This is a genomic window from Cupriavidus sp. 05N40, assembly GCF_056397305.1.
In genome coordinates, this window is record NZ_JBFTND010000251.1 from 1 (window position 1) to 9,180 (window position 9,180).

At 69.4% G+C, this 9,180-nt stretch carries 7 protein-coding genes; all 7 read right to left on the bottom strand.

Going from position 1 to position 9,180, the window contains the following annotated elements; genetic code table 11:
• Nucleotides 1-685 (bottom strand): fused MFS/spermidine synthase (locus AC1DO7_RS36190; RefSeq protein WP_477117223.1); only part of this gene is annotated, 685 nt, incomplete at its 3' end.
• 96 nt (nucleotides 686-781) lie between these two features.
• Complete coding sequence (locus AC1DO7_RS36195) at nucleotides 782-2,485, bottom strand: arylsulfatase (RefSeq protein ID WP_441619264.1); 1,704 nt, start codon at nucleotides 2,483-2,485, stop codon at nucleotides 782-784.
• A gap of 99 nt (nucleotides 2,486-2,584) precedes the next feature.
• Nucleotides 2,585-3,658: an HAD family hydrolase gene (locus AC1DO7_RS36200; protein ID WP_441619263.1), complete on the bottom strand. Its 1,074-nt coding sequence runs from the start codon at nucleotides 3,656-3,658 to the stop codon at nucleotides 2,585-2,587.
• Nucleotides 3,659-3,672: 14 nt separating this feature from the next.
• Entirely contained in the window at nucleotides 3,673-4,956 is a 1,284-nt protein-coding gene (locus AC1DO7_RS36205; RefSeq protein WP_441619261.1) for a formylglycine-generating enzyme family protein, read from the bottom strand.
• A gap of 140 nt (nucleotides 4,957-5,096) precedes the next feature.
• Nucleotides 5,097-6,131, bottom strand: coding sequence for a LysR family transcriptional regulator (locus AC1DO7_RS36210; RefSeq protein ID WP_441619259.1), 1,035 nt, complete (start codon nucleotides 6,129-6,131; stop codon nucleotides 5,097-5,099).
• A gap of 394 nt (nucleotides 6,132-6,525) precedes the next feature.
• Nucleotides 6,526-7,482 carry a SphA family protein gene (locus tag AC1DO7_RS36215; RefSeq protein ID WP_441619257.1) on the bottom strand — a complete coding sequence of 319 codons (957 nt, stop codon included), beginning with the start codon at nucleotides 7,480-7,482 and terminating at the stop codon, nucleotides 6,526-6,528.
• Nucleotides 7,483-7,663: 181 nt separating this feature from the next.
• Nucleotides 7,664-9,180, bottom strand: a 1,517-nt coding sequence (locus AC1DO7_RS36220) for a hypothetical protein (RefSeq protein ID WP_441643653.1), incomplete at its 5' end; no start/stop codon positions are given.

The following is a 9,180-nucleotide window of genomic DNA, read 5'->3' on the forward strand; positions in this document are numbered from 1 at the left end:
GCGCCGCGCAGCCGGCCACGCCGTTGAGCGCCGCCGCCGCGCAGGCGCTGCCGAGCACGCCCAGCCACGGCACCAGCGCAAAGCCCGCCAGCAAGGTGCCGGCGATGGCGCCGGCGGTATTGGCCGCGTACAGGCGCCCGCCACTGCGGCCCACGCCGTCCGGCGCCGGCGCGAGCGCGCGCATCAGCACCGGCAGCGTCCCGCCCATCGCTACCGCCGGCAGGCCCGCCAGCAGGATCGGCAAGGCCCACGCCAGCACGCCGGCGCGGTCCTGCAGCCAGGCAAACGGCATCGCCGCCATGGACAAGCCCACGGTGCAGGCCAGCGCCAGCACCAGCACGGCCAGTTCAAGCCGCGCGTACAGCCGCAAGGGACAGGCGCTGCGGTCCGCCGCGCGCCCGAACAGCCAGCCGCCGAGGGCCAGTCCGCCGAAGAAGGCGCTGACCGCGATGGTGACCGCGTGCACCTCCACGCCCACCACCAGGGTGAGCTGCTTGATCCACAGCACCTGGAACACCAGCCCGGCCGCGCCCGAGGCCAGCAACAGCAGCGCCGGCCAGGCCCACCCCAGCGTCGCCATGTCTCGCGGGGGCGCCAGGTCCGGCCTGGCCACGGCCGGGCGGCGCGCCGTCCCGCCCCGTCTGCCAGGCTTTTTGTCGATCCGCGCCACGTGGGAATCCAGCATTGCTTGCCACCCTGGAAAACGCGGCCGGGCGGGCCGCAATGATTGCGGCCCGCCCGGCTGCCGGTCGAGGCTAGTGCATCGGGCCTTCGCCCCCCGCTACTGCTGCCCTCGCTTCTTGAAGGCCTCGTCGATCTTCCTGTCCACCTGCTTGCGCACCTGGTCGATGCTGAAGCTCGCCGGCCGCTGGCTGGGCGGATAGTCGACGAAGGTCTGCAGGAACATGGTGGCCTTCATGGTCGCGATTTCGGTCAGGTACGCGTTCTTGGCCAGCCAGTCATCGTACTGGTCGGACACGATGTCGGCCCGCTCGTAGGGATCCATGCGCAGATTGAACATCTTCGGGACACGCAGGCAGGTGAACGGATTCCGCCACACGGCGAATCCCCCGGGCGAGGTCTGCTCGCAGAAGACCGCCTTCCAGTCGCCGAAGCGCATCGCCACCAGTTCGCCGTCGTCGTTGAAGTAGTAGAACTCGTCGCGCGCGCTTTTCGGGGATTGCCCGGTCAGCAGCGGCAACTGGTTATAGCCGTCCAGGTGGACCTTGAAGTTCTTGCCGCCGAAGCCGGCCCCCTTGAGCAGCTTGTCCTTGACACCGGCGTCGCCGGCCGCCGCCAGCAGCGTGGGGAACCAGTCCAGCCCCGAGAACATCTCGCTGGTCACGGTGCCAGGCTTGATCTTGCCCGGCCATCGGACCATGGCCGGCACCCGGAACGCGCCTTCCCAGTTGGTGTCCTTCTCGCTGCGGAACGGCGTGGTGGCGGCGTCCGGCCAGGAGAACTGGTTGGGGCCGTTATCGGTGGTGTAGATGACGATGGTGTTGTCGGCGATCTTCAGGTCGTCCAGCGTCTTGAGCAGCTTGCCTACGTCGCCGTCGTGCTCGATCATGCCATCCGCGTACTCGTTGCCGGGCATGCCGCTCTGCCCGCGCATCGACGGGCGCACGTGCGTGTAGACGTGCATGCGCGTAGTGTTCATCCACACGAAGAACGGCTTGTTGGCCTGGGCCTGCTTGGTGATGAAGTTCTGCGCGGCGGCCGTGGTCTCGTCGTCGACGGTCTCCATGCGCTTGGTGGTCAGCGGGCCGGTGTCTTCCACCTTGCCGTCGGCGGTGCTGTGGATCACGCCGCGCGGCGAGAAGTTCTTCACGAACGGGTCGTTCTTGTCCTTGGGCCAGTAGTCGCGCTGGGGTTCTTCCTCGGCGTTGAGATGGTACAGGTTGCCGAAGAACTCGTCGAAACCGTGCTTGGTGGGCAGGTATTCATCCTTGTCGCCAAGGTGGTTCTTGCCGAACTGGCCGGTGGCATAACCCAATGGCTTGAGCGCTTCGGCAATGGTGATGTCGCCCTTCTGCAGGCCCACCGGCGCGCCCGGCGCGCCGACCTTCGAGAGCCCGGTACGCAACGGCGTCTGTCCGGTGATGAACGACGAGCGCCCGGCCGTGCAGCTGTTCTCTGCGTAGTAGTCGGTAAATATCATGCCCTCGCGGGCGATGCGGTCGATATTGGGCGTCTTGTAGCCCACCACGCCCAAGCTGTAGGCACTGATATTGGTCTGCCCGATATCGTCGCCGAAGATCACCAGGATATTGGGCTTCTTGCCCGTACCCTGTGCCGGAGCGGGTGGCGGCTTGGCGGCGGTGGCGGCTGGCGCCGGCGCGGGCTTGGCCGCGCCCTGCGCTTGCGCGTCAGGCGGCGCGGACAGGAAGAAGACGGCGGTCGCCGCGGCGGCCAGGCCGCCGATGCCGGCCAGCGCCAGCGCCGTCCCGCGGCTCCGATGCAATTTCCCCAACGAAAAGTTCATGGCAAGGCTCCCGACGAAATCAAGACGAGTCCGTCCGCGTTCGGCACGAACGGACATGTGCAACAAAGGGATTGCTGAGCGCGACTGCGCCGCGCGGTGCTACTTGGGTGGCGGGTAGATCTGCTGCCAGTCCTGCTTCATGCTGATCACGGTCCAGCCGCGCGCGGTGGCCGCGTCCCAGGCCTTGTCGAGCTTGCCCACCGCCGACTGGCGGTCATAGGCGAACTCGCGCTCGGCATCGTCGTGATGCACCAGCAGCGCCAGGCGCCGGCCGGCGCCGCCGGTGGTGTATTCCAGCATCTGCAGGTCGCCGTCAGAGTTGCCCACCGCCAGGATGGGCCTGCGGCCGATGCGCAGGTAGATGCCGACCGGCTTGCCCGGCCCGTCGTCGACGAAGGCCAGCTTGGGCTCGCGCACCAGCACCGGCTGGCCGTTGCGCACTTCGTACTTGATCGATGCGGTGGAGCCGATCACCTGCTCGGGCGGGATGCCATAGACCTGCTCCGACCACGGCCGCATGAACTCGATGGTGCCGCCGGAGACGATGTAGGTCTTGAAGCCGTTGGCGCGCAGGTAGGCCAGCAGCTCCAGCTGCGGCTGGTAGACCAGTTCGGTGAACGGGCGGTTGAGCCTGGGATGGCGCGACTTGTCCAGCCATGCGCGGATCGCCTTGTCGTACTCGTCCACCGTCATGCCGCTATTGGCCGCCATGACCAGTGGCAGCAGCTGTTTCTCCTGGGCGTGCAGCGCGGCCATGTCGTTGGCCATCAGGGCCTTGAGGGCGGCATTGTTCTTCCACTCCGGATGGCTCGGCGCGGCGGCCTTGACCTGGTCGAGCAGGAACAGGAACTGGAAGTACAGCGGCTGCTCGCTCCACAGCGTGCCGTCGTTGTCGAACACCGCGACGCGCTCCGCCGGCGGCACGAAGGTGGGCGCGCCGGCGCGCGTGACATCGGCCACGAAGGCGAGGATGGCCTGCCGCGCGGCGCCGTCGCGCCACGATGGCAAGACAGCGGCGGTACTTGCCTGCGCCGCCCGCACCGGCGCCGCCCCGCCACCGCTGTCCGCTGGCGGCCCCGCGCAGCCTGCCAGCGCCGCCGCCAGCGCGACGGCCGCGAGCCCGGCGGCCTGGCATCGGCGCGCGTGGCAGGACAACAACGTGAAACGCGGCATGGCCGGCTCCTCCCTCAGTGGCGCGCGGCAGGCTGGCCCGCCGTGGCCTGCGCCAGCGCCGCTTGCCCCTGCTCGCGCAGGGCCTCCCATTTGGCGTCGTCCATGACCAGCCGGAAACCCAGGTGCGACATGCTGTTGTACGGATCGGTGCCGCGCCGGGCGCTGGGCCGGTAGCTCAGGCAATAGTCTTCATTGCAGAGGAAGGAGCCGCCGCGCGTGACCCGCTTGGGCGCCGTCACCGGCACGCCAGGGTCGGCCGGGTCCCACGACTGCGCGGGACCCGCCGGAGAATCGATGGTGCGCCTGGCCACGGCCTCGCGCTCGAACTGGTCGGCGCGATACCAGTCGGCCACCCATTGCCAGGCGTTGCCGGTCATGTCGGACAAGCCATAGCCGTTGGGCGGGAAGGTGCCGGCCGCGCTGGTGCCGAGCGCGCCGCCCGCCTTGGCGCTGACCACCGGGAATGGCTGCGCCTGCTGGCCCTGCCAGACATTGGCCATCTGCTTGCCGTCGGGCGCGAACTGGTCTCCCCAGCCGTAGGTGGCCTGCTCCAGGCCGCCGCGCGCGGCGAACTCCCATTCGGCCTCGGTGGGCAGCCGCTTGCCGGCCCACTTCGCATAAGCCTGCGCATCTTCGTAGGAGACCTGCACGACGGGGTGATCGTCCTTGCCCGCGATACTGCTGTCGGGGCCGCCGGGATGGCGCCAGTCGGCGCCGGGCACGTAGCGCCACCAGCGCGAGTAATCCTGCAGCGGCACCGGGCCGGCGGTACCGACGAACACCATGCCACCCGCCACCATTGCGCTGTCCGGCGGCCGCGGCGTGCCAGGCGGCAGCTGGACCCTCAGGGTTTCCCAGTCGGGCGGCTTCTCCGCGGTGGTGACGTAGCCGGTAGCCTGCACGAACTTGCGGAATTCGGCATTGGTGACGTGGTGCTGGTCCATCCAGAAACCGTGCACGCGCACCTTGTGCGCGGGCCGCTCGTTGGGCTGCGCCAGCTTGTGGTCGCTGCCCATCAGGAACTCCCCGCCGGGCACATGCACCATGCCGGCCGGGCCGTGGACGCCGTCGCCGGCTTGCACACCGACTGGCCGGGCCGCGTCCGTGCCGCCCCGCCAGTAAGAAAATGCGCCGCCTGCCGCCACCGCCACGCACAGCAACGCGCCGCCGAGCAGAACGCTGCGGCGCCGCAGCGCCGCGCTGGCCGGCAGTGCCGCCGCCGGCGCCATGGCCGCGTTTGCCGTGCTGGCCCCGGCCATCGCCTCGTTGCGCCGTTTGCTGTTCCGGCTCCGTCCCATCCCGCCTCCTGCCGTAGGCAATGCAAAGATATCCTCACAACTGCGCAGCCATGCTCGCAAATCGCACGGCAAAACGGAAATCAATTCTTTGCGCCTTCGATCTGAATGATTTCATCGTCGCGGTACGGCATCGGCCAGCCTCATGCCGGCACCGCGGCTTCCGTGTCGTAGCGGGCATTGGGCAGCGCCGCCGCCAGGCTGCGCTGCAACTGCGCGCGTACCCTGTGCGCGGTGCGGCGCAAGGCCGGATCGTGCGCGATGGCAGCGATGCACARCTCCACCGGCGGCGGCTGGCCGAACAGGCCGGACGTGGGCAGCACGGCGAAATCCCGTGCCTGCAGCGCGCTTTCCAGTCCCGGTGCAGGCAGCAGGATGGCCGCCGGCCTGGCCTGCGCGAGATCGAGCAGCGCCTCCATCGAGAGCGATGAAACCCGCGCTGCGCCCAGCGCGCTGACCGTGTGGATCCAGTTGTCGATCTGGCCGGAGAGGCCGAGTAGCGCTTCCGGGATCAGGCATGGCGCGGCCCCGCCAGCCGCACAGCGAGGGCCGGCATGCGAGCGGCAGAACACCGGAATCAGCGAGCTTTGCATCCTGGCCACCGTGCAGCCCCTGCCCTCCAGGCGGGTCTCGCCCAGCGACACCACGATCTCCAGGTCGCCGCCGGGCTCCGCCTGGCCTTGCCTGGCATGCGACAAGCTGAGCCGGCTGACCGGCACCGTGGTCCTGACCACCTTGACCACCAGCTCCGCGGCGAGATCGATCGGCCCCGCCAGGCGCACGCGCGCCAGCCCGACGCAGTCGGCAAGCGGCGGCGCGCGGCCGGAGCACGCATCGTCGAGAATGCCGAGCATGCGCCGCACCTTGGGCAGGATCTCCAGCGCCCTGGCGGTCGGCACCAGCGCGCCCTTCTCCGCGCCTGGTATGAACAGCGCGCCAAGGCGGTCTTCGAGCGCCTGCAGGTGGTACAGCACCGAGGAGGACTGGATGCCGTTGGCCTGGGCCACGGCGTGCACCGTGCCGCGCTCGGCCAGGTCGACAAAGGTGCGCAGGTAGCGCGTGTGGCCGCGCGGCATCGGCGCGGCCCTGCTGTCGCGCAACTGGGCCACGGCGGGCGGCCGGCTCGCGCCCTTGGTCCTTCGGCCTGACGTGGTCAGGGCATCCGTCGTGTTTCGCATTCCAATCGCCACCGCCGCCCCTTTGGTTTGGCAATTGCAGGGCTTACCTTCGTTGCCATTATCAGAATGAAGGCCGGGGCTGCGTTCTCGCGGACGCCTTCGCCCCTGCGTCTCCGGCTTACCGATTTGCGACTTAGCTAAGCAAAATTAGCTTCTTAATTTGTAGGTGCTGGCAGCGTGTCCCGTAGTGAAAGTTTTCGTAGGCGAGAGAGCGCGGCAGCACATGGCAGCGCACAAAAGAGGGGAAAGTGCTGCGCGGCAGACAGGCGGCGCGATGGCGGTGCCACCCGGCGGCAAAACCGGCCCAATGCCATCACCCATTCGGGTAGCGAAAAAATCGAATTCGCCTGATCCGCAGGGAACGCGCGAAGGGGGCTGGCCAAGCCCTTTTTCGTCAGAACACGACAGTCGCGGTTCCCATGAAGGTACTGGTACTGCTCAGCCGGTTCTGGCTCGATACCGTCGGCACCCAGCGCAGGCCGAGCGAGAGCATGCTCTTCGCGCCGATCTTGCTGTCGTAGGTCACGATCGGCCCGATCGCCCAGTCGTGTCCGCGAAAGCCATTGAGCCGGTCGGCGGTGGGCCCGGTATCGTTGCCAAGCTGCTGGGTGGTGCCGATGATCAGGCCGGCCCCGAAGCCATGGCCGAACTGCCTGGTCAGCATCGTGTCGAGCGTAAACAGCGGCGCGTTCTGGTAGTCCGTTGCGCTGTTGCGCGTGTAGAACTGCAGGCCCGCCACCACGTTGATCTGCATTGCGTACTGCGGCAGGATCCGGGTGTACGCCACTTGCGGGATGAACGTCCAGTTGTTGAGGCTGGGATTGGCCAGGGAGCTGGCGTCGTACTTTCCGGTGGGAGCCCAGATATTGAAGCTCAAGGCGATGTGCTCGGTCTTGGAGAAGTGGTAGCCGGCGATGACCGGCGTGAAAGCGATGTCGAACAGGTTGGATGCCGTGTCCTGCCTGCCGCCCTGCAGGCGGCCCACCGCCACGGTGGCGTTCACCTGGGTCCAGACATAGGGCAGCGTGAAGCTGGAAGCGAAATTCCACGCGCCGGTCTTGGTGTCCCACACCTTCATGATGGTAGCCAGGGTGAAGGCCACCTTGCCATCCACGCCGAGCGTGGTCTGGCCACCGATCGGCACTTCCCGGCCGCCGCCGATGGAACCGTTCAGGTAGATCTCGCCGAGATTGACGGCGAGGATGGGCTCCGGCGCCACGATGCCCGCATTGGGCGTGACGCTGGTGCCCGTGACGGGCCGCCCGAGCGCGCCTTCGGTGGCTTGCGCGTGCGCCGCGCCCAGCAGGAGCGGCAAGGCGATGGCGAATTGCTTGGTCAGCGTGGGGCGCATATTGGGTTCACCTCGGACCGTGGGCGGGGATGCCGTGGCGCCGGCAACGCCGGGCGCCGCGCGGGCGTGCGAAGTATTCTGCGGGGGATCGCACCTGGCCTGAACTGAATGTTTTCCCGGCCGGTGGCAAAGATTTTCGGCAAGGACATATCCCACCGCCCCTGGCCGGCCTCTGTTCCGCTCATGCCCCGCCTGCTAGCTGCCTGCTAGCGCCTGCTAGCTGCCTGCTAACTGCCTGCTTGCTGCCTGCTTGCTGCCTGCTAGCCGCTTGCTCGCCGCCGGGGTTGAGCGGTGGYAGTTCCCGCGCATGGCCGCGCCGCGCCGGCGGCTGCGCGGCGAGCACGTGCCGGGCCTCATCCAGGGACCGGTCGAGTGCCGCATCGACGGCCGGGCCCGCCGCCACGGCTTGCGCGCCACCATAGTTGCTCGCAAGCCACGCCTGGCCCGCCTCCGTGAAAGGCCCACGCGCGGCAGCACGCCCGGCATCGGCCAGCGTGGCCGGACCAGCCAGTCCACTGCCCCGCTTCGCTGCCAGCCGGTCCAGCCAGGCGTAGAGCGCGCCGGGCGCTCCCTGCCCGCTGCCCCGCAAGGCGCGCCGCAGCCGCATGAAGGCAGCCCGCTCCGACCCGTCCCGGGCGAGCAGCCGCCGTCGCCGCGATGCCCGCGCGCGCGCCCACAGCAGGCGCAGGCGTGGCAGCAGCAGCCATGCCGCAAACGCGAGCAACGCAACCGCGACGATGGCCCCCGCCACCTGCCGGACAGCGAAGCGGGAGGTGCCGCCACCCAGCGCCGCCGGGGACTCGCCCGGGATGGCGACGGCCGGCTGGTAGCCCCCGCCCGCCGCCGCGCTGAAATGCAGCGGCGGCACGCTGGCAGTGCGCAAGCGGCCCGCGCGCACGTCCCACCATTGCACGCTGACGCCCGGCAGCGTGTAGCGCCCGGGGCGCTGCACGACGTAGGTGGCCGCATCGATGCGATGGCCGCCGAGGAATCCCTGGCGCTCGCGGCTGATGTCTTCCACGCGCGGCGCCTTGGGATAGACCGCCAGCCCGCTCACCGGCGCGAACACGGTGGGTGGCAGCAGCATGGCCTGCACGCCGTCCGCGCTGATCTCGATGGTGCGGGTGAAGGCGTCGCCCTGCTTTAGCGCCCGCAGGTCACGGTCCAGCGTCTGGCGCACCTCGAGGCGCACGGTGCCGATGGCATTCCCGGCGCCGGGCGGGCGCGGCACTGCCTTGATCGCCAGGGTCAGCGGCGGCGTCCTGACCTTGACCGGGCCGGCGGCCTCGCCCACCTGCAGGGTCAGCTCCAGCGGCGGAATGGCGAGGTCGCCGCCGGACTGCGGCGTGATGATGTAGCTGCGCGACACGCCGAACCAGCGCTGCCCGCCGATGTCCTCGCTCAGGTTGCTGGCATCGTCTCCCGGCGGGCTGACGATGGCGCCCGGGATATCCAGCGCGGGAAAGACCGGCGCCTGCGTGAACCAGTTGGTGGTCAGCGCATCCACCACCAGCCGCACGGGCTGTCCGGCCGCGACCGGTCCGGGCGGTTCCAGGTGGGCGCGCGCCATGCTTGCCGGCCCGTCGCCGGGCGCGGCCAGCGCGGGCAACATCGCCAGCAGGCAAGCCAGCACCAGCACGGCGGCCAGCAGCGCGCGGCGGCTCATGGCGCCGCTCCGCGCGCGCCGGACGCCGGGGC